The organism is Rhizobium beringeri (genome assembly GCF_004306515.1).
Lineage (GTDB): Bacteria > Pseudomonadota > Alphaproteobacteria > Rhizobiales > Rhizobiaceae > Rhizobium > Rhizobium beringeri.
This window is the reverse complement of record NZ_SILG01000001.1, coordinates 4476317-4494561: the sequence shown is the minus strand read 5'-3', so window position 1 is coordinate 4494561 and position 18245 is coordinate 4476317. Positions and strand designations below refer to the sequence as shown.

17 protein-coding genes and 1 tRNA gene are annotated in these 18245 nt (G+C 61.1%); 9 read left to right on the top strand and 9 right to left on the bottom strand.

Annotated features, from left to right (window positions below; translation table 11 throughout):
* The first annotated feature begins 232 nt into the window (after window positions 1–232).
* The gene (locus ELH03_RS22270; RefSeq protein ID WP_128400247.1) at window positions 233–706 is read left to right on the top strand and encodes a hypothetical protein; all 474 of its coding nucleotides are present in this window, start codon (window positions 233–235) and stop codon (window positions 704–706) included.
* A gap of 161 nt (window positions 707–867) precedes the next feature.
* Here the strand turns inward: ELH03_RS22270 and ELH03_RS22265 are convergent, their stop codons facing one another.
* Entirely contained in the window at window positions 868–1656 is a 789-nt protein-coding gene (locus ELH03_RS22265) for a YdcF family protein (protein ID WP_128400246.1), read from the bottom strand.
* 68 nt (window positions 1657–1724) lie between these two features.
* The gene (locus ELH03_RS22260) at window positions 1725–2447 is read right to left on the bottom strand and encodes a YoaK family protein (RefSeq protein WP_128400245.1); all 723 of its coding nucleotides are present in this window, start codon (window positions 2445–2447) and stop codon (window positions 1725–1727) included.
* A 238-nt stretch (window positions 2448–2685) separates the two neighbouring features.
* On the opposite strand from ELH03_RS22260, the gene ELH03_RS22255 reads away from it, so the two are divergent.
* Window positions 2686–2922 (top strand): DUF2798 domain-containing protein, encoded by a 237-nt coding sequence (locus tag ELH03_RS22255; RefSeq protein WP_128400244.1) that lies wholly within the window; start codon window positions 2686–2688, stop codon window positions 2920–2922.
* A 58-nt stretch (window positions 2923–2980) separates the two neighbouring features.
* Here ELH03_RS22255 and ELH03_RS22250 read toward each other — a convergent pair whose 3' ends face one another.
* The 3 genes from ELH03_RS22250 to ELH03_RS22240 form a co-directional block, all read right to left on the bottom strand.
* Window positions 2981–3220, bottom strand: a complete 240-nt coding sequence (locus ELH03_RS22250) for a GIY-YIG nuclease family protein (RefSeq protein WP_128400243.1) — start codon at window positions 3218–3220, stop codon at window positions 2981–2983.
* 121 nt (window positions 3221–3341) lie between these two features.
* Window positions 3342–3417 (bottom strand) — tRNA-Ala (locus tag ELH03_RS22245).
* Window positions 3418–3567: 150 nt separating this feature from the next.
* On the bottom strand, window positions 3568–3951 hold the full coding sequence (locus ELH03_RS22240) for a TIGR02300 family protein (protein ID WP_017966434.1): 384 nt from the start codon (window positions 3949–3951) through the stop codon (window positions 3568–3570).
* A 275-nt stretch (window positions 3952–4226) separates the two neighbouring features.
* Between ELH03_RS22240 and aroA the strand changes: the two genes are divergently transcribed.
* From aroA to rpsA, 3 genes are all read left to right on the top strand, one after another.
* Window positions 4227–5585 (top strand): 3-phosphoshikimate 1-carboxyvinyltransferase, encoded by a 1359-nt coding sequence (gene aroA / locus ELH03_RS22235; protein ID WP_128400242.1) that lies wholly within the window; start codon window positions 4227–4229, stop codon window positions 5583–5585.
* 72 nt (window positions 5586–5657) lie between these two features.
* Window positions 5658–6305 (top strand): (d)CMP kinase, encoded by a 648-nt coding sequence (gene cmk, locus ELH03_RS22230; RefSeq protein WP_128400241.1) that lies wholly within the window; start codon window positions 5658–5660, stop codon window positions 6303–6305.
* A 174-nt stretch (window positions 6306–6479) separates the two neighbouring features.
* Window positions 6480–8183, top strand: a complete 1704-nt coding sequence (rpsA, locus tag ELH03_RS22225; RefSeq protein ID WP_003544285.1) for a 30S ribosomal protein S1 — start codon at window positions 6480–6482, stop codon at window positions 8181–8183.
* Between the two features lie 200 nt (window positions 8184–8383).
* On the opposite strand, the gene ELH03_RS22220 is transcribed toward rpsA, so the two are convergent.
* The 3 genes from ELH03_RS22220 to ELH03_RS22210 form a co-directional block, all read right to left on the bottom strand.
* The gene (locus ELH03_RS22220) at window positions 8384–9922 is read right to left on the bottom strand and encodes a flagellar biosynthesis protein FlhF (RefSeq protein ID WP_128400240.1); all 1539 of its coding nucleotides are present in this window, start codon (window positions 9920–9922) and stop codon (window positions 8384–8386) included.
* Between the two features lie 238 nt (window positions 9923–10160).
* The gene (locus ELH03_RS22215) at window positions 10161–10787 is read right to left on the bottom strand and encodes a ribonuclease D (protein ID WP_128400239.1); all 627 of its coding nucleotides are present in this window, start codon (window positions 10785–10787) and stop codon (window positions 10161–10163) included.
* Window positions 10788–11041: 254 nt separating this feature from the next.
* Window positions 11042–11851, bottom strand: coding sequence for a MerR family transcriptional regulator (locus ELH03_RS22210; protein ID WP_128400238.1), 810 nt, complete (start codon window positions 11849–11851; stop codon window positions 11042–11044).
* Between the two features lie 170 nt (window positions 11852–12021).
* Between ELH03_RS22210 and ELH03_RS22205 the strand changes: the two genes are divergently transcribed.
* Together ELH03_RS22205 and ELH03_RS22200 are read left to right on the top strand one after the other, a co-directional pair.
* Window positions 12022–13302 (top strand): 4-aminobutyrate--2-oxoglutarate transaminase, encoded by a 1281-nt coding sequence (locus ELH03_RS22205; RefSeq protein WP_128409920.1) that lies wholly within the window; start codon window positions 12022–12024, stop codon window positions 13300–13302.
* Window positions 13303–13368: 66 nt separating this feature from the next.
* On the top strand, window positions 13369–14850 hold the full coding sequence (locus tag ELH03_RS22200; protein ID WP_128400236.1) for an NAD-dependent succinate-semialdehyde dehydrogenase: 1482 nt from the start codon (window positions 13369–13371) through the stop codon (window positions 14848–14850).
* A gap of 46 nt (window positions 14851–14896) precedes the next feature.
* Here ELH03_RS22200 and ELH03_RS22195 read toward each other — a convergent pair whose 3' ends face one another.
* Complete coding sequence (locus ELH03_RS22195) at window positions 14897–15106, bottom strand: SlyX family protein (RefSeq protein ID WP_128400235.1); 210 nt, start codon at window positions 15104–15106, stop codon at window positions 14897–14899.
* Between the two features lie 179 nt (window positions 15107–15285).
* Between ELH03_RS22195 and uxaC the strand changes: the two genes are divergently transcribed.
* Window positions 15286–16701, top strand: a complete 1416-nt coding sequence (uxaC, locus tag ELH03_RS22190; RefSeq protein ID WP_128400234.1) for a glucuronate isomerase — start codon at window positions 15286–15288, stop codon at window positions 16699–16701.
* Entirely contained in the window at window positions 16698–18152 is a 1455-nt protein-coding gene (locus ELH03_RS22185) for a mannitol dehydrogenase family protein (protein WP_130766652.1), read from the top strand. Before uxaC ends, ELH03_RS22185 begins: the two co-directional genes overlap by 4 nt.
* The last annotated feature ends 93 nt before the right edge of the window (window positions 18153–18245 follow it).

The following is an 18245-nucleotide window of genomic DNA, read 5'->3' as shown; positions in this document are numbered from 1 at the left end:
ACCTCGGAACCGGCAGAAGTTTCAGAGCATGATGCCGAAAAGTGTCAGCGGTTTTGGACGACATCATGGTCTACCTATTCTCGGGAAAGAACCACGGCGGCAAGGGCGGCGCAAGGCGGCGGCGTCATAAAGCGAAGGTCTTTATTTGATGCATGTCGTTGTCCCAAAACCGCTGCACACTTTTGGACGATATGCATTGGGCTACAGAGCCTTTATCCAAAAGAGGAAAGCCGTGAAAACGCTGGTGCTCGCCGTTCTGAATATCGTCCTGCTGCTTGTCATGCCGGCTGCCGCCTTCGGCCAGCAATCGCTGATTTCCGATCCTGAGATCTACGAGAAGAAACATTTCCAGGAGCAGTGCAAGACGGCGGAATTTGCCGATGGCTTCATCATCCGGCAGGACATCAATAATGATGGCCTGATCGATGCGGTGGTCAACGAGGGCCAGCTGACCTGCGACGGGCAGAAGGGGCCGCAATGCAATGACGACGGCTGCACCTATAATTTCTACCTCCAGGTTGCCGAAGGCGGTTATTTCATGATCGCGACGGCGCAGATCTATGGCTACGATTTCGTCCAGCGCTTCGGCAACATGGTGCTGGCAATGAAGATGCATCCGCGCTTCTGCGACCGCACCGAAGGTGATCCCTGCATCGTGACGGCCCGTGTCCGCGGCACGAAATTCGTCACCATCTCGAAGAAATAGCTCAGCGCATGACCCGAAATCGGAATCGATTTTCGAGTCATTCGCAAATTCAAAGTGATAGAGCTTCCTTGGCGCGTCCTGTTGGACGCGCGGCGCTCTAGCCTCTTGTTCTTACGCAATTCCGGACGGAAGAACCGCTTCGCACTTTTCCTGGAATTGCTCTATTGCGGATAAAGCTCCGACGTCCGGCCGGCGAGATAATAGCCGACCAGGCCGTACCATTCGCGGATTGCCGTCGCCAGGTTTTGCGCATTGAGGTTTGGCTGAGTGAAATCGAGCCCGAGCCTCACCTGGCCGTCGGTGCGATAATCTGTCGGCCAGGGCACGATATCGATGCCGAGCTTGCGGAAGATGCCGACGGACCGCGGCATGTGGAAACCCGACGTGATCAGCAGGCAATTGGAAAGCCCCTGGCTTGCCAGGAATTCCTTGGTGTTAACGGCATTTTCAAAGGTCGTGCGCGATTGCCTCTCTTCGATCAGGCGATCCCTGCCAACGCCGAAGAGCGGGAAGAAGCGCTCGGATGCCGCCGCATCGCCTTCGTAGATGCCCGAAATGGAGCCGTCGCCGCCCGATACCAGAATGCGCGACTGCGGAAATTTCTGCGCAAGCCGCAAGGCTTCGATGAAGCGGTCGGCTCCGCCGTTGAATTCTATGCCGTGGCGCGCCGTGTTCACCTCGTTTTCGAAGCCGCCGCCGAGCACGATCATGCATTGCAGGCTATCTGGATCGGCGGCGGGCTTTGCGAAGCGCTGCTCGAGACCTTGCATCAGAAGGTTGCCGGCCGTGGTGTAGAGTGTGACGAAGAGGATGAGGGCCGAACCCGTTGCGCTGAGGATACTTAAGGTACGCCAGCGCAGAAGGCCGGCAATGAGGGCCAAGAAGACGAGGAAGAATGCCAGCGACAGCGGCTGAGCGAAAATCCAGACAAGCTTCGAAATCAGGAACAAGACCTACTCCTTGAGGATTGACAGCGGTGCTTCCTATCCGATTCGACGGTAACAGGAATGCGACGGTTCTATTTCATCCGCGTAACGGCCGATCGATGCGGCGCGATCTTCTGGTTGAAGCGGCGCTGAAGCGGACGCGGGATGAGCATGGCGGCTAGTGCAAGCACCATGGCGAAGAGGGAGACCAGCCACAGCGCATGCGCGCCCGTCAGCCGCGTCAGGACGGCGCCGGCGATCGCGCCGAGCACCATGCCACCCCAGGGCACGATCTGGATCGTCCATTCGACATGACGATCGCCGATGATCCAGCGGCCGATGCCGCGGCCGAAGCGCGACAGGGCGCCGGTCACATAGGTCAGGCCGATCGGCAGGCCTTCGATGTGCTCGACGGCAGCGTTCACCATCCCCATGGAAAAAACGATCATGTAGAACCGCGCGAACAGCATGTTCTGCACCGTCATCATCGAGGCGAGCGCCAGGACGAGGCCGACGCAGCCGAGCACCACGAAAATGCGGCGTTCGGAGACATGAGCGATGACGACCCCAGCCGCATTGCCGAGCACGAAAATGACGATGGCGGAGATCAGGACCGCCGCGTGATAAAGATTGCCCTCACTCAAGGCCAGTGCCGCCCGCGTCGTGTTGCCTGTCATGAAGGAGACGAAATCGCCGGTCAGCAGAAGACCGGTCGCATCGGTCATGCCAGCCAGAAACGAGATCGAGCCGACGAGGGCGAGCCCGGTTAAGGTTCGTCGGGTCCGGATGATGCGGCGGCGTCTTGCTCTGGTCATTGGCTGAGGGTCCTGGAGCCGAATCGCTGAGATTCCAGCAACGAACATACATCCTCTCATTGAGGAATTGGCAAAGGCGATCGGAAGCGGATGGGGACGGACTTGAATGGCAACACATTTTCGACCATAGAAACGGCGTTGCTTCAGATCGAAGCTCCGTAAGCGTTTACGTCAATCAACGCGCAACCCGCCGATCGGCGCTGCGCAATTGTCTGATCGGCACCTTACGGAGATCAAAATGCCCAAAGGCAAACTCCCCAAACGTTACAATACGATCATCATGCCGCTCATCCTCTCGCTGTTGATGACATCAGTCATCTCAGCGATCAGCATCGTGAGAGCACAAGGCCTGACCGCGCCTGCCCTTGCCATTTGGCCCTCCGCATGGGCGCTCTCCTGGGCGATCGCCTTTCCCGTCCTGCTTTTGGTGCTGCCGGTGGTCAAGCGGGTGACGGCTGTTATCGTGGAGATGTGAAGAGAGCGAGGCGCCGGTGGGCTGCGCAAGTGGCCTGCCGGAGTTGAGGTCGGGGCGGCTAGAGTCTTTTCTTTGCGAATGCTCTGCCCGAAGCCGACTTCAGATATTTCTCGAAAGCAAAGGCCTGCGCTTCATCGGAAAAAGCGAGATAGGTCTTGAGAGACCAAGGGACGTATTTCGAGGTATGAGAGACCTCCCCGGCATTGTGCTTCGCTAGGCGCGACTTCAGGTCACTCGTCACGCCAACGTAATAACGATCCGGAAATTCGACACTCTGGAGAATGTAGACGTACTTCATGGAAAGGATCATAGCCCGCCTATGTTGCTTCGCAACTTCGGCGCGGCAGCCTCCGCTTCCTTCTCGCCCTCGTCCGGTCAAGCCTTTCGGCTTGCCGAGCCGAAGCTCGAAGAGCGTAGGCTGGTGGAGCTAAGCGGGATCGAACCGCTGACCTCTTGCATGCCATGCAAGCGCTCTCCCAGCTGAGCTATAGCCCCATCAAGGTGGTCCGGCTCGAGGCCGGTCCTGGGATGTTCCTCAAGGCGTGCCCTGCGGAGTGGCGGCTTATTACTTCCGGTTTCCGGAGATAGCAAGCCTAAAAAATCCGGCCCGGAGAATTTTTTCCTCACCGGGCCGAAATGCAGTCGTCAGACTTCGTCTTCGTCGCCGGTCACGCCGATGATATCGCTCATGTCGTCATCATCGTCATCTTCGTCGGGTGTGAGGAAGGTATCGTCGTCGTCATCGCCTTCGATTTCGACATCGTCATCGCCGATATCGGGGATGTCGTCGCCGCCGGCGGCGTCATCAGCATCTTCCAGCGAAACCAGTTCGACTTCGGTGTTTTCAGTATCGACTTCCGCGACCTCGTCTTCCTCGGCAACTTCGGCGATCGCCGAGGTTTCCTCGAAGAAGGACAGAGGGTAGGACTTGCCGGTATAAGGAGAAACAATCGGATCCCGGTTCAGATCATAAAACTTCTTGCCGGTTTCCGGATCGGTACGCTTGGTTCCAAGTTCCGCTTTCGCCACTATAAGCCTCGTGTGAATAGCCGAATATGAGATTCGGCAGATGCCGTTCAAGCCGGCGTTCCATCGGAATTTATAAGCCGGTCCCCTTAATCGCTGTGGCTTCCCATGTCAAAGCCAAACTTTGCGATCGGAGCCCGGGGTTTTTGGCAAGCCGACGGATGACCGCCCGGCGCGTTTATGTTAACGAGCCGCAACAGCTGCAGAAGCGGACGGGAATTGCGACCGGCCAAGCCTGTCTTGCGGCAAAAATAGACTGCGTTTGCAAAGGATTACGCATGCTGCACGGCTCTGCGCCCAGGCCCGCCACCGCCCGCAAATCCGCCGGTCTTACGGGCAGCGTCCGCATTCCGGGCGACAAGTCGATCTCGCATCGCTCCTTCATGTTCGGCGGGCTTGCTTCCGGCGAAACCCGGATCACCGGCCTGCTCGAAGGCGAGGACGTGATCAATACCGGCCGGGCAATGCAGGCGATGGGCGCCAGGATCCGCAAGGAGGGCGAACAATGGGTGATCGAGGGCACCGGCAACGGTGCGCTGCTTGCGCCTGACGCGCCGCTCGACTTCGGCAATGCCGGCACCGGCGTGCGGCTGACCATGGGTCTCGTCGGCACCTACGACTTTCGCTCCACCTTCACAGGCGACGCCTCGCTTTCGAAACGGCCGATGGGCCGCGTGCTCAATCCGCTGCGCGAAATGGGCGTGCAGGTCAGCGCCTCCGAGGGCGACAGGCTGCCGGTGACGCTCAGAGGCCCGGGAACGCCGAGCCCGATCCGCTATCGGGTGCCGATGGCATCCGCCCAGGTGAAATCGGCCGTGCTGCTTGCCGGCCTCAATACGCCGGGTGTCACTACGGTCATCGAGCCGGTGATGACGCGCGACCATACTGAAAAGATGCTGCAGGGTTTCGGCGCCGCCCTTTCCGTCGAGACGGACGAGGACGGCGTCCGCACGATCCGGCTCGAAGGCCGCGGCAAGCTTAAGGGCCAGGTGATCGACGTTCCGGGCGATCCCTCCTCCACCGCCTTCCCGCTGGTTGCGGCGCTGCTTGTCCCCGGCTCCGACATCACCATCGTCAACGTGCTGATGAACCCGACCCGTACGGGGCTGATCCTGACGCTGCAGGAGATGGGGGCTGATATCGAGGTGCTGAACACGCGTCTTGCCGGCGGCGAGGACGTGGCGGATCTGCGCGTGCGCCATTCCGAGCTCAAGGGCGTGACCGTTCCCGAAGATCGCGCGCCGTCGATGATCGACGAATATCCTATTCTCGCCGTCGCCGCCTGTTTCGCCGATGGCGTGACCGTCATGAAGGGGCTTGAGGAACTGCGCGTCAAGGAGTCCGACCGTCTTTCCGCTGTCGCCGACGGGCTGAAACTCAATGGTGTGGATTGCGACGAAGGCAAGGATTTTCTCATCGTGCGCGGCCGGCCAGACGGCAAGGGCCTCGGCAACGCTGCCGACGAAAAGGTCAGCACACATCTCGACCATCGCATCGCCATGAGCTTCCTTGTCATGGGGCTTGCCTCGGAGCATCCTGTCACGATCGACGATGCGGCGATGATCGCGACCAGCTTTCCCGAATTCATGCAGCTGATGACCGGCCTTGGAGCAAAGATCGAGGAGGTACCGGAATGACCTACCAGCCGCGGCAATTCCGCGAAGACAAACTCATTCGCCGTTTCGGCGCGCTGCTGCAGGATTGATCGCATGACAGACAAGACCTTCATTGTCGCCATCGATGGCCCGGCGGCGGCCGGCAAGGGCACGCTTTCACGCCGTATCGCCGACCAATACGGCTTCCATCATCTGGATACCGGCCTGACCTATCGCGCCACGGCCAAGGCGCTGCTCGATGCCGGCCTGCCGCTCGACGACGAGGCGGTGGCGGAAAAGATCGCAAAAGAGGTTGAACTCGCTGGATTGGATCGCGATATACTTTCCAAACATGAGATCGGCGAAGCCGCCTCTAAGATTGCCGTCATGCCGGCGGTGCGCCGGGCTCTGGTCGAGGCGCAACGGCGGTTTTCGGCAAAAGCGCCGGGAACCGTGCTCGACGGGCGCGATATCGGCACGGTCGTTTGCCCGGATGCGCCGGTAAAACTCTATGTAACGGCGTCGCCGGAAGTTCGCGCAAGACGCCGTTATGACGAGATCCTCGGCAAGGGCGTTGCGGCAGATTTCGATGCGATCTTCGAGGACGTCAAGCGGCGCGACGAACGCGACATGGGACGGGCCGACAGCCCTTTGAAACCAGCGGTCGATGCGCACTTGCTTGATACGTCGGAAATGAGTATAGAGGCCGCGTTTCAAGCTGCTCAATCGATCATCGATGCGGTCTTGAGCCGAAATGCCTAAATTCAAGCGATTTTGCGTGCTCTGAGCATGGATCGCTTCTAATATAGCAAGCCTGAAATTCCGTCCAAGCGCCGGATTGCCTTCGTGAGAGGGCGGACTGGGTTCAGGCCCGTTCAACGCAAACCAACCGGCGCATACGTGTCCGCTTCCGTTTCAGGACACGCAGGAGATTTTATGTCAGTAGCTACCCCCTCCCGCGAGGATTTCGCGGCTCTTCTCGAAGAGTCCTTTGCCAAGAACGACCTGGCCGAAGGCTATGTCACCAAGGGCATCGTGACGGGCATCGAGAAGGACGTCGCCGTTGTCGACGTCGGCCTAAAGGTTGAAGGCCGCATCGCGCTCAAGGAATTCGGCGCGCGCGCCAAGGACGGCCTGTTGAAGGTCGGCGACGAAGTCGAAGTTTATGTCGAGCGCATCGAAAACGCGCTTGGCGAAGCCGTTCTGTCGCGCGAGAAGGCTCGCCGCGAAGAAAGCTGGGTCAAGCTCGAAGCCAAGTTCGAAGCTGGCGAGCGCGTCGAAGGCGTGATCTTCAACCAGGTCAAGGGCGGCTTCACGGTCGACCTCGACGGTGCGATCGCCTTCCTGCCGCGCTCTCAGGTCGATATTCGCCCGATCCGCGACGTGACCCCGCTGATGCACAATCCGCAGCCCTTCGAAATCCTCAAGATGGACAAGCGCCGCGGCAACATCGTGGTTTCGCGCCGTACGGTTCTGGAAGAATCCCGTGCCGAGCAGCGTTCTGAAATCGTTCAGAACCTCGAAGAAGGCCAGGTTGTTGACGGCGTCGTCAAGAACATCACCGATTACGGTGCGTTCGTTGACCTCGGCGGCATCGACGGCCTGCTGCACGTCACCGACATGGCATGGCGCCGTGTGAACCATCCGTCGGAAATCCTGAACATCGGCCAGCAGGTCAAGGTTCAGATCATCCGCATCAATCAGGAAACCCACCGTATCTCGCTCGGCATGAAGCAGCTCGAGAGCGATCCGTGGGATGGCATCCAGGCCAAGTATCCGGAAGGCAAGAAGATTTCCGGTACCGTTACGAATATCACCGATTACGGTGCATTCGTCGAGCTGGAGCCGGGCATCGAAGGCCTGATCCACATTTCGGAAATGTCCTGGACCAAGAAGAACGTTCACCCCGGCAAGATCCTGTCCACGAGCCAGGAAGTCGAAGTCGTCGTTCTCGAAGTCGACCCGTCCAAGCGCCGTATTTCGCTCGGCCTCAAGCAGACGCTGGAAAACCCGTGGGCAGCATTCGCCCGCAGCCATCCGGCCGGCACTGAAGTCGAAGGCGAAGTCAAGAACAAGACCGAATTCGGCCTGTTCATCGGCCTCGACGGCGATGTCGACGGCATGGTGCACCTCTCCGACCTCGACTGGAACCGTCCGGGCGAACAGGTCATCGAGGAGTTCAACAAGGGTGACGTCGTCAAGGCCGTCGTTCTCGACGTCGATGTCGAGAAGGAACGCATCTCGCTCGGCATCAAGCAGCTCGGCAAAGATGCAGTCGGCGACGCCGCTGCTTCTGGCGACCTGCGCAAGAATGCAGTCGTTTCCTGCGAAGTCATCGCGGTCAACGACGGCGGTGTCGAAGTGAAGCTCGTCAACCACGAAGACATCACTTCCTTCATCCGTCGTGCCGACCTCGCCCGCGACCGCGACGAGCAGCGCCCTGAGCGCTTCTCGGTCGGCCAGGTCTTCGACGCCCGCGTCACCAACTTCTCCAAGAAGGACCGCAAGATCATGCTGTCCATCAAGGCTCTGGAGATTGCGGAAGAGAAGGAAGCCGTTGCCCAGTTCGGTTCGTCCGACAGCGGCGCTTCGCTCGGCGACATCCTGGGCGCAGCCCTGAAGAACCGCGGCGGCGAATAAGCCTCGCATCCGCCTTTGAATTGAAGAACCCGCCGGAGCGATCCGGCGGGTTCTTCATTTTCTGGCGATGAAAAGTGCTAGAACGGTTCAGCTTTTAACGGAGCGCAGAACCGCTCTATCCTCTTGTTTTTACGCAATTCCGGCAAAACCGCTTCGCGCTTTGCCTAGGAAAACCGCTTCGCACTTTTCCTGGAATTGCTCTATTCCCAGCCGACCATGCGCTGATAGAGCGTGTAGACCGGGTCGTCGGCCGGGCGGCTTGGCTGATAAGCCGACGGTTCGGCATCAATCATCCTTGGCGTCCTCCGCTCGGGTGCCGCGTCGGTCGTTTCGGCATCGGGCTCGGCATCCTCGCCACCGGACTGTGCCTGCTGCTGATCCTCAGACGCATCGTCGCGGTGGTGCTGATGCTGGTGGTGCGTTTCGCCTGCCTTGTCGTTTGATGGCGTATCCTTGGCGAACTGGTAGGGCAGCTGGCTATAGGCAAGGCCCTCCGGCATCTTTGCCGCCAGCGGCACATAGGAAGCCGTCTCGGGTATCGGCATCATCTGCGGTTGCGCGGAGATTTCTTTCGGCTGACGAGCTGCCGCCGCCGCGGCCTCAATATCCATCTGCGGCGGGCGGAGTGCTGCAGATTGGCGAGTATCGGGTGCTGTGAATTCGGCCGGCTGCCTCAAGGTCTCGGTCGCATCGCTGATGACGGCGTCGTCGAGGATCGCATCAATCTCTACCGCCGCCTCGACGGGAACATCCTCCAGCACGGTTTCGACGTCCTGCTCGCGGATGATCGTGGCGATCAGCTCGGAGACTTCTTCGGTCATGGAGGCAACGATCCCTGCCCAGTTCCTGGGAATGACAGGATCGACCTTTTCCGACATCGCGCGGGGTTGGATGGCAGGCGGCTCCGGCGTTTCCTGCGTATCGTCGGCCGCTGCGGCTTCCGCCGACAGAGGTTGCCGGGTTTCGATCTCCTGCGACGGAGACTTTTCCGGGGCGACCTCCCTTGCCGTCGCAGGCGTGGACTGAGCCCGGTTTTCAGCCTGCGGCGTTTCCGGATCGGCAGCTTCCACCGCTTCGGCGATGACCGCGTCCTCGGTGGTCGTCAGAGCTGCGGCCTCGCTCAGCGAATCGGCTGGCGCGGGCACCTTGTCTGCCGGCTGGCGCATGGCGGCAGGCAGGCTGTCCTCATGCAGCCGGATCTCGGGGCGAGCTTCGGCGCGCATCGGCGAAGCGTCATTCTGGCCATAGGAGCGGACGACGGCGCGGGCGGCGAGGTCGCGATCCTTGTAGCGGACGATTTCCAGATAGGCGACGATGCGGGCAGCTTCAGGGCCTGTCGGGTTCTTCAGGGCCTCGGCGATCGTCCGGAGCGGCACGCTATGCCCCTGCTCGGTGAGCTGGCGCTCAACCTCGTCGATCCCAGCGGTTGGCAGCTGCCGGATGGCATCGGCCAGCCGGGAGGCGAAGGCAAGATTGCTCTCGTCCTCGCCACGATCCAGCGAGATCGAGCGGCCTGCCGCATCGATGACATCGAAAAGGGCTTCGACCATGCGCTCGCGCGCCGCAAGGAGCAGAATATTGAGCTTGCCGGCAATGGCGGAATTGAGGTCTGCGGCTTCGACCGCGTTGACAGGCGGGGGCGCAATCACGGAGTGGCCGAGACCACTGGCGACGATCGCCGCTGCCTGACCCTGGGACGAAAAGCTTGCATTGGACGCTGCACGAACGGGAGTCAACATGGCATGCTCCTTTCGTAAAGTGACGATGAAAGCAGGCTCTAGAAAAGGACCGCGCTCATCCGGTCCCCTTGCATCCCAGCAGATCCTCCTGTCCGCATGACGCAATTTCGGCGTCATCGAATGCATAAAAATTAACACGAATGTTAATAAACAGGCGTTAATGAATCGCTAACGGTGGCGGACAAGCCTGTCCACGATCGGTGTTTTTCATGCATGTCGCAGAATGAAGGCCATTCGCTCAGCTATGGGCGAAGATATCGGCCTCTTCCCAGCCGAGCAGGTCGAGCTTGGCGCGGGTCGGCAGGAATGCGAAGCAGGCCGTCGCATGATCGTAGCGGCCGTCGCGGATCAGGCGTTCCGTCAGCTTATCGCGTAACGCATGCAGATAAAGCACGTCGGACGCGGCATATTCGAGCTGGGCCGGAGACAGCGTCTCGGCCGCCCAATCGGAAGATTGCTGCGCCTTGGAAACATCGACGTCGAGCATTTCCTTGAGATTATCCTTGAGGCCGTGGCGATCCGTATAAGTCCGGATCAGGCGCGAGGCGATCTTGGTGCAGAAAACCGGGGTCGTCGTGACGCCGAAGGTATGGAAGAGCACAGCAATATCGAAGCGCCCGTAATGAAAGATCTTCTGATGGGTGGGGTCTTCGAGCAGGGCGACGAGATTGGGCGCCTGCTTCTGGCCGGCGGCGATGCGGATGATATCGGCGGTGCCGTCACCCGACGAAAGTTGGACAACGCAGAGCCGATCGCGGCGCGGCACCAGGCCGAGCGTTTCGGTGTCGATTGCAATCGCGCCGGTGTAGCGGGCGGCATCGGCCGCGGAAATATCGCCTTCGTGATAACGTATGGTCGCCGCCATGAGACTGTCTTTCGTTCGAATGCATCCCCTACAGCGCCGCGCGTCTTTTCGAGAGCCGCAAAGGACGCTGTAGCACTTTGAATGGCTGCATAATTTTATCCTCAAATCGATTCCGATTTAAGGAATTATGCAGCAGCGCTATAGCGCAAAGACGCAGAATGCGAAACCGCTTTCCTACCGCTAGAGCGCCGTGCGTCCTCTCGGACGGACATAGGACGCTCCACCTCTTTTAATCTCCGCATCGTGCCAGCGGTTCAGAATGTCGGCGGCGTGTTGATCCAGAGAAGCACGGTTTCGCCATCGTGGCGATTGCGCCAGGAATGGTCGCGGCGGCTTTCGAAATAAAGTGAATCGCCAGGCCCGAGATCGAAGAATTGATCGCTGTCGAGCACCAGTTCGAGCCGGCCGGACAGAACATGCATGAATTCCTCGCCCTCGTGGCGATAGGCGCCTTCGCTGGCAGCACCCGGCGCCAGCACGAAACGATGGCAGTCCATCATCCTGCGGCCTTCGGCAAGGAGCTGCACCGTGACACCCGGCGTTGTTTCCGGCCACTTGCGCCATTCGCCCGCGCGCACCAGCACCGGCACGTCCCCACTTTCTTCGCCGGAAAGGCGGGAGACGGTGGTGTCGTAATATTCGGCAAGATCATGCAGCGTCTTGAAACTAACGCCCTGTGAGGTGCGCTCCAGCGTCGAGAGCGTCGACGAGGTGACGCCGATGTCGCCGGCCACCTGATCAAGCGTCTTGCCGGCGGCATGGCGCAGGCTGCGCAGTTTGCGGCCGAGGCCGGTATCCTGGCTTGCCTCGGCGCCGTCGGCGGAAGGCTCCTCGCCCTCCAACGCCTCGCGGATTGCCGCGGGATTGAGGCCACGCTCGACACGATACCAGGAGATGCGCTTCAACCGCGCCACATCGTCGGCGCTGTATTGCCGATGGCCGGTTTCCGAACGGCCGGGAACCACCAGGCCCTGGCTTTCCCAGAGACGCAGCGTCGAGGCCGAAACGCCCGCCAGCCGCGCGGCTTCCGCCACCTTGTAGCGTACAGGCCCATTATCGTTCATCCGAAAGTATCCCCGATTCCAATTGCCCAGAGCCTTCATCAAAAAGCGTGATGTTTGAAGCAAAAAATCCTGCTTGATTTCTTGCAGGAAAAATGTAGGAACTTTCTACACATCTTGCAGAACTTATGCAAGATAGTTCTGAAGCCCCTTTTCAGCGCAGGAGCGCATCGATGAACGCGATCAACCTCACGGACCGGAAGAACGCTGCTATTTCACGCGGCGTCGGCATGACGACACAGATTTATGCGGATCGCGCAGAGAATGCGGAGATCTGGGACAAGGAGGGCCGCCGCTACATCGATTTCGCCGCCGGCATCGCCGTTCTCAACACCGGCCACCGCCATCCCCGGGTCATCGCAGCGGTCAAGGATCAGCTCGACCGCTTCACCCATACCTGCCATCAGGTGGTGCCCTATGAAAGCTACGTCCATCTGGCCGAACGGCTGAACGCGCTAATACCGGGCGACTTCGAGAAGAAGACGATCTTCGTCACGACGGGCGCCGAAGCGGTTGAGAACGCCGTCAAGATCGCGCGCGCCGCGACCGGCCGCTCGGCCGTCATCGCCTTTGGCGGTGGCTTCCATGGCCGCACCTTCATGGGCATGGCGCTGACCGGCAAGGTCGTGCCCTACAAGGTCGGCTTCGGCGCGATGCCGGGCGACGTGTTCCACGTTCCCTTCCCGATCGAGCTGCACGGCGTCACCGCCGATCAGTCGCTGGCGGCGCTGAAGAAGCTCTTCGCCGCCGATGTCGATCCGCAGCGCGTCGCAGCCATCATCATCGAGCCGGTGCAGGGCGAAGGCGGCTTCTATGCTGCCCCCGCCGCCTTCATGAAGGCGCTGCGCGAGCTCTGCGACCAGCACGGCATCCTGCTGATCGCCGACGAGGTGCAGACCGGTTTTGCCCGCACCGGCAGGATGTTCGCAATGGATCACCACGAGGTGGCGCCCGACCTGACGACGATGGCAAAGAGCCTGGCCGGCGGCTTTCCGCTTGCCGCCGTCACCGGCCGCGCCGCGATCATGGATGCGCCGGGACCGGGCGGGCTCGGCGGCACCTATGGCGGCAATCCGCTGGGTATCGCGGCCGCCCATGCCGTGCTCGACGTCATTGTCGACGAGGATCTCTGCAACCGCGCCAACCAGCTCGGCGGGCGGCTGAAGCAGCGGCTGGAATCGTTGCGCGAGACGGTGCCAGAGATCGTCGACATCCGCGGGCCGGGCTTTATGAATGCGGTCGAATTCAACGACCGGACGACGGGACTGCCGAGTGCGGAATTCGCCAACCGGGTGCGGCTGATCGCGCTCGACAAGGGTATGATCCTGCTCACCTGCGGCACCCACGGAAACGTCATCCGCTTCCTCGCACCGATCACCATCCAGGACGAGATCCTCGGCGAGGCGCTCGATATTCTCGAAGCCTCGATGCTGGAAGCGAGCGCGGGCAGTTAAGCGCACCGGAACCGGATTTCAATGGCTGCCGGCAACCGGCAGCCGCACTCCCAAGGAGGATATGACATGGCTTTCACCACCGCACTGACCAAGCACGTTCCCTTCTCCTCGCCCTTGCTGCGCGCTGCCGGCTATATCGACGGGGTCTGGACATCAGGCGATGCCACTCGGACTTTCGACGTGCTGAACCCGGCAACCGGCGAGCTGCTCGCCTCGCTGCCCGATATGGGCGCGGCCGAGACACGGACGGCGATCGATGCGGCCCATGCCGCCCAGCCGGCCTGGGCGGCCCGTCCGGCCAAGGAGCGCAGCGCGATCCTGCGCAAATGGTTCGACCTGATGGTTGCCAATGCCGACGAACTCGCCGCAATCCTGACCGCCGAAATGGGCAAGCCGTTCCCGGAAGCGCGCGGCGAGATCCTTTATGCCGCGGCCTATATCGAATGGTATGCGGAAGAAGCCAAACGCATCTATGGCGAGACGATCCCCGCGCCTTCCGATGATAAACGGATGATCGTCATCCGGCAGCCGGTCGGCGTCGTCGGCACGATCACGCCGTGGAATTTCCCGGCGGCGATGATCACCCGCAAGATCGCCCCGGCGCTTGCCGTCGGCTGCACCGTGGTGTCGAAGCCCGCCGAACAGACGCCGCTGACGGCGATCGCACTGGCCGTACTCGCCGAGCAGGCCGGGATTCCGGCCGGCGTCTTCAACGTCATCGTCGGTATCGACGGCCCGGCAATCGGCCGCGAGCTCTGCGGCAACGAAAAGGTGCGCAAGATCAGCTTCACCGGTTCGACGGAGGTCGGCCGCATCCTGATGCGGCAGTGCGCCGACCAGATCAAGAAGGTGAGTCTGGAGCTCGGCGGCAACGCGCCCTTCATCGTCTTTGACGATGCCGATCTCGACGCCGCCGTCGAAGGCGCGATCGCCTCCAAATACCGCAATGCCGGCCAAACCTGCGTCTGTGCCAACCGCCTCTATGTCCAGTCGAACCTCTATGACGCCTTCGCAGCCAAGCTTGCCGCCAAGGTCGCCGAGATGTCGGTCGGCGACGGCTTCAAGCCGGGTGTCGTGATCGGGCCGCTGATCGACGAACAAGGCCTTGCCAAGGTGGAAGATCATGTCAGCGATGCGCTTGCCAAGGGCGCCAAGGTGCTGACCGGCGGCAAGCGCATCGACGGCGCCGGCACCTTCTTCACGCCGACGGTGCTGACAGGCGTTGCGCGCGGCATGAAGGTGGCGCGCGAGGAGACCTTCGGGCCGGTGGCGCCGCTCTTTCGCTTCGAGACGGTCGAGGATGTCATTGCCCAAGCCAATGATACGGAATTCGGTCTTGCCGCCTATTTCTACGCCGGCGATCTGAAGAAGGTCTGGCGGGTGGCGGAAGCGCTGGAATACGGCATGATCGGCATCAATACCGGCCTGATGTCATCCGAGACGGCACCCTTCGGCGGCATCAAGCAATCCGGCCTCGGCCGCGAAGGCTCGCGGCACGGCGCCGACGACTATCTGGAAATGAAATATCTCTGCATCGGCGGCGTCTGATTCATCATCCTAGCGAGACGGGCACGCGGCATTGCGCCGCGTGCCGTCAATAATGCGGCGGGCGGGTGATGCCAGGAGCTTCCAGCGACTGCTCCTCGAGCGACAGGAAGCGTTCGGTGAGCCGGTCGAGCTTGGTGCGCATCTGCTCGACCATTTTCCATTGCTCGGCGAGCTGATCGGAAAGCTCTTCGATCGTCTTTGCCTGGTGGGCCAGCATTTCCTCCAGTTGGGTGATGCGGTTCGTCTCGTCGGACATAGATCCTCCTTTGCCGAAACCGGCAGAACAGATGGTTCTGCAAAGCGGAAATAGGCCGCCGCGTCAATGCTTTCCATGCCCGGCGCAGCCATGCGCAAAACTGTACCGTTTGGTTACTAAAAGACCTTGCCGCGCCGGATGTTGTGGGGTAGGCCCTTATCCATCAGGGAGGAATACTGATGGATGCAGGAAACGGCTTTCTTCATCCGGACCGGCTTTTTCCGGCTGATCCGGCAACACGGACCATCGCGCGAGACCTCTACGAGACAGTGCGCAATCTTCCGATCGTCAGTCCGCACGGGCATACTGAACCTTCCTGGTTCGCCGACGACAAGCCCTTTGAAGATGCGGCCTCGCTGCTAGTCGTTCCCGATCACTATCTCTTCCGCATGCTGCACAGCGTCGGCGTCACTTTGGACGAACTCGGCGTGCCGCGGCTCGACGGCAAGCCTGTGGCAGCGGGACGGGCGATCTGGCGGACATTTGCTGCACAATATCATCTTTTCCGCGGGACGCCTTCGAGCCTCTGGGTCGACCACGCCATGTCGGCCGTGCTCGGCTGCACCGAGCCGCTGACGGCGGACAATGCCGATGCCCTCTACGACCATATCAATGCCCAGCTTGCCCTTCCCGAATTCCGCCCGCGGGCGCTGCATCAGCGATTCGGCATCGAAACGATCGCGACGACGGATGGCGCGCTCGATCCTCTGGCACATCACCAGAAGATGGCGGCCGACGGATGGATCGGCAAGGTGCGCACCACCTACAGGCCGGACAGTGTCACCGATCCCGACGCCGTCGGCTTCCGCGACAATCTCGTCAAGTTCGGAGAGATCACCGGCACTGAGGTGACGCGCTGGGACGGTCTTATCGAGGCGCATCGGCGCCGACGCGCCTATTTCCGCCAGTTCGGCGCCACCGCGACCGATCACGGCGTGCCCACGGCCTTCACCGCCGATCTGCCGCTTGCGGAAAAGCAGGCGCTGCTCGAGAAGGCGCTGAAGGGTCCGCTTTCGCCTGAGGAGGCAGAGCTCTTCCGTGGCCAGATGATGACCGAGATGGCCGGTCTTTCGGCCGAGGACGGCATGGTGATGCAGATCCATGCCGGCTCCAGACGCAATACCGACCGCGGACTTTTCTCGACCCGAGGCCCCAATATGGGCGCCGATATCCCGACACGCACGGACTGGGTCGGCGGCTTGAATGCGCTGCTATCAAAATATGGCCAAGCACCGGGTTTGCGTGTGCTGCTCTTCACGCTCGACGAGACGACCTATGCACGCGAGCTGGCGCCCATGGTCGGCCACTGGCCCTGCCTGATGATCGGTCCGCCCTGGTGGTTCTACGACAGCCCGAACGGCATCCGGCGCTACCTCGACCAGGTCGTCGAGACGGCAGGTTTTGCCAATATGGCGGGTTTCAACGACGATACGCGCGCGCTGCTTTCGATCCCGGCCCGGCATGACGTCTGGCGCCGCGAAGTCTGCCGCTTCCTCGCCCAGCTCGCCGCCGAGCACCGGATTTCCAAGCGGGAAGCCGAGATCGTCGCAGGCGAGCTCTCCTATGGCAATGCGAAGAAGGCCTACAAGCTGTGACCGAACGACTGCAGACCCTTTCCGGCCTCGCCCCGACGGCGAAGCTTCCCGCCTATGACCGTAACCAGCTGAAAAGCGGCATCCTGCATCTTGGGCCGGGCGCCTTTTTCCGCGCGCATTTCGCGCCGTTTACCGATGCCGCACTCGCCGCAAGCGGTGGAGACTGGGGCATCGAGGTGGCGAGCCTGCGCACTGCCGATGTCGCCGATCACCTCAACGAACAGAACGGCCTCTATACGATGCTGATCCGCGATACGTCGGGCACGACAGCGCAGGTGATCGGCCCCATTTTGCGGGCACATGTGGCGACACGTGATCCGGCAGGACTGCTCGATCGGCTCGAACATCCGGCGATCCGCATCGTCAGCCTGACGGTGACGGAAAAGGCCTATGGCATGGATACCGCGACGGGAGGGCTCGACCTCAACCATGCCGATGTGGCGGCTGACCTTGCCAACCGCCATGCGCCGCGCGGCGGCATCGGCTATCTGGTCGAGGGACTTTCCCGGCGCCGGGCGAAGGGCATCGCCCCCTTCACACCGCTCAGCTGCGACAATCTTCCGAGCAACGGCGCCGTTCTGAAACGACTGGTTCTCGATTTTGCCGAACGCGTCGACCCCTCACTTCGTCAATGGATCGAGGCAAATGTGCCTTTCCCCTCGACCATGGTCGACCGCATCACGCCGGCGAGCACCGAGGCGACCTATCAGGATGCCGAACGGCTGACCGGACGGCAGGATCTGGCGGCGATCGAGACCGAACCCTTCACACAATGGGTAATCGAGGATCATTTCGCCGATGGCCGGCCGGCCTGGGACAAGGCCGGCGCCTTGATGGTCACGGATGTTTCGGCCTATGAGAAGATGAAGCTCCGGATGCTGAACGGCGCGCATTCGCTGCTCGCCTATCTCGGTTATATCGGCGGCTATGAATTCATCCGCGACGTGATGGATGATGCCGGCCTGGCGGCCCTTGCCTACCGCCACATGCATGCGGCCGCAAGAACGCTCGATGCGGTTCCCGGCATCGACCTCGATGACTATGCCAGCGAATTGATAGCGCGCTTTGCAAACAAGGCGATCGCGCATCGCACCTATCAGATCGCCATGGACGGCACGCAGAAACTGCCGCAGCGGCTGCTGGAACCGGCAACCGAGGCATTGGCGCATGGCGACAAGGCGGAGACCTATGCGATCGCCGTTGCGGCATGGATGCGCTATGCGATCGGCGAGCACGGCAACGGCGAGCGCTATGAACTGCGCGATCCCCGTGCTGGCGAAATCGCCGCTCTCATCGCCGATGTCCCGCGCACCGGCCTTGCGATTTCGGCGGCTCTTTTCACCCTTCCAGGACTTTTCCCAGCGGCTTTGACAGGACACCGCGCGTGGACGCAGGATGTCTCGGACAAGCTGGAGATCCTGATCCAGGACGACCGGCTGCCGCTGTTCTAGAGCAATTCCAGGAAAAGTGCGAAGCGGTTTTCCGTCCGGAATTGCGTAAAAACAAAAGGATAGAGCGGTTCTGCGTTTCCGTTATAAGCTGAA

Excerpts from the sequence above, each read along its gene's own strand:
- ELH03_RS22260 (WP_128400245.1), bottom strand. The coding sequence starts at position 2,447 with ATGACCAGAGCAAGACGCCGCCGCATCATCCGGACCCGACGAACCTTA.
- ELH03_RS22255 (WP_128400244.1), top strand. The coding sequence starts at position 2,686 with ATGCCCAAAGGCAAACTCCCCAAACGTTACAATACGATCATCATGCCG.
- ELH03_RS22250 (WP_128400243.1), bottom strand. The coding sequence starts at position 3,220 with ATGAAGTACGTCTACATTCTCCAGAGTGTCGAATTTCCGGATCGTTAT.
- aroA (WP_128400242.1), top strand. The coding sequence starts at position 4,227 with ATGCTGCACGGCTCTGCGCCCAGGCCCGCCACCGCCCGCAAATCCGCC.
- cmk (WP_128400241.1), top strand. The coding sequence starts at position 5,658 with ATGACAGACAAGACCTTCATTGTCGCCATCGATGGCCCGGCGGCGGCC.
- rpsA (WP_003544285.1), top strand. The coding sequence starts at position 6,480 with ATGTCAGTAGCTACCCCCTCCCGCGAGGATTTCGCGGCTCTTCTCGAA.
- ELH03_RS22220 (WP_128400240.1), bottom strand. The coding sequence starts at position 9,922 with ATGTTGACTCCCGTTCGTGCAGCGTCCAATGCAAGCTTTTCGTCCCAG.
- ELH03_RS22215 (WP_128400239.1), bottom strand. The coding sequence starts at position 10,787 with ATGGCGGCGACCATACGTTATCACGAAGGCGATATTTCCGCGGCCGAT.
- ELH03_RS22210 (WP_128400238.1), bottom strand. The coding sequence starts at position 11,851 with ATGAACGATAATGGGCCTGTACGCTACAAGGTGGCGGAAGCCGCGCGG.
- ELH03_RS22205 (WP_128409920.1), top strand. The coding sequence starts at position 12,022 with ATGAACGCGATCAACCTCACGGACCGGAAGAACGCTGCTATTTCACGC.
- ELH03_RS22200 (WP_128400236.1), top strand. The coding sequence starts at position 13,369 with ATGGCTTTCACCACCGCACTGACCAAGCACGTTCCCTTCTCCTCGCCC.
- ELH03_RS22195 (WP_128400235.1), bottom strand. The coding sequence starts at position 15,106 with ATGTCCGACGAGACGAACCGCATCACCCAACTGGAGGAAATGCTGGCC.
- uxaC (WP_128400234.1), top strand. The coding sequence starts at position 15,286 with ATGGATGCAGGAAACGGCTTTCTTCATCCGGACCGGCTTTTTCCGGCT.